This is a genomic window from Rhodococcus sp. MurmanLake-1 (assembly GCF_056945715.1).
In genome coordinates this window covers 1-1589 of sequence record NZ_JBWZNF010000049.1, presented here as the reverse complement: position 1 = coordinate 1589, position 1589 = coordinate 1, and the positions used below count along the sequence as shown (strand labels likewise).

The following is a 1589-nucleotide window of genomic DNA, read 5'->3' as shown; positions in this document are numbered from 1 at the left end:
TCCTCTAATTGATATTTTAACACATTTGATTTCGGTAAGTGAATCTCTTCTTTATGTCCATCTTGTAAAGATGTAACGATGCTTGCTTTGTAGTCTTCAACTGCTACGACTGTTAAGCCCGCTACTTCTTTCGGCGGATTCTCACGGAACGTTGCCATCATCTCTTGGATTTTTTCAGCTCCATCTTTTCCTTTTAACGTTAACGATACAAGGTCTTCACGGAAGAAACCGTACTTCTCAAATACTTCTAATAGACCGTCATATAACGTTTTCCCTTGTGATTTGTAGTATGCAGCTACTTCACATGCAAATAGGACAGATTGTACTGCATCTTTATCACGGCAGAATGGGCGGATTAAATAACCATAGCTTTCCTCATAACCGAATTGGAATTCATATTGTCCGCTTTCTTCATACTGCCTAATTTTCTCACCTATAAATTTAAATCCCGTTAACGTATCAACTGTATCTAAACCGTATGCTTTCGCAATTGTACGGCCAATCTCAGACGTTACGATTGTTTTTAATACGACACCGTTCTCCGGAAGCGTTCCGTTTTCTTTCTTTTGAGATAGTAAGTAATCAAGCATTAATGCACCTGTTTGGTTTCCTGTTAATACTTGGAACTCACCATTATGATTGCGCACCGCTACACCTAGACGATCTGCGTCAGGATCAGTTGCGATTAATACATCTGCGCCTACCTTTTCACCGTCACGAATGGCATACTCAAACGCTGCGTGCTCTTCTGGGTTCGGTGATTTTACTGTAGAGAAGTTTGGATCTGGTAACTCTTGCTCTTTTACAACTGTCACATCTGTAAATCCAACTTCTTTTAAACCACGGCGTACAGAAATATTTGATGTTCCGTGTAATGGTGTAAAGACGATTTTTAAGTCTTTGCCGACCTTTTGCACCATTTCTTTATTAATGATGACATTGTTCAATTCTGCAGCATATGCATCATCTACTTCTTGTCCAATAATATGTAATAAACCGTCAGCTTTTAATTGCTCTACATCAGCGACTTCAACTGTTAATTCATCTTCTACTGCATTTACGTAGCTAATTAACTCATCTGCTTCTTTTGGAGGTAACTGTCCACCATCTTCACCGTATACTTTGTATCCGTTATATTCAGGTGGATTATGGCTTGCCGTAAGAACGATTCCACTTACTGTATGTAAATGACGAACTGCGAAAGAAAGTACTGGCGTTGGACGTAAGCTTTCAAACACATATGTTGTGATACCGCGTGCCCCAAGTGTAGCAGCAACTTCCATTGCGAACTCAGGTGATTTATGACGAGAATCATAGGCTACAACAACACCGCGTTTTTTCGCTTCCTCACCTAATTTTTCAATAAAGCTTGCTAATCCTTTTGTTGCTTTACGAACTGTATATACGTTTAAACGGTTCGTACCAGCACCAAGTTCACCACGCATACCACCTGTGCCAAACTCTAGATTTTTATAAAAGCTATCCTCGATTTTCTTCTCATCTTGCTTCATATTTTCTAGCTGTTCTTTTAATTCTGCATCTAATTGTGCGTAAGAAAGCCAGCGACTAAATTCTTGTTTCCAATTCAT

1 protein-coding gene is annotated in these 1589 nt (G+C 39.3%); it reads right to left on the bottom strand.

Going from position 1 to position 1589, the window contains the following annotated elements; all coding sequences use genetic code 11:
* The coding region (locus tag AC2ETI_RS32510; protein WP_483635041.1) for a phospho-sugar mutase at positions 1–1589 on the bottom strand (1589 nt) is incomplete at both ends.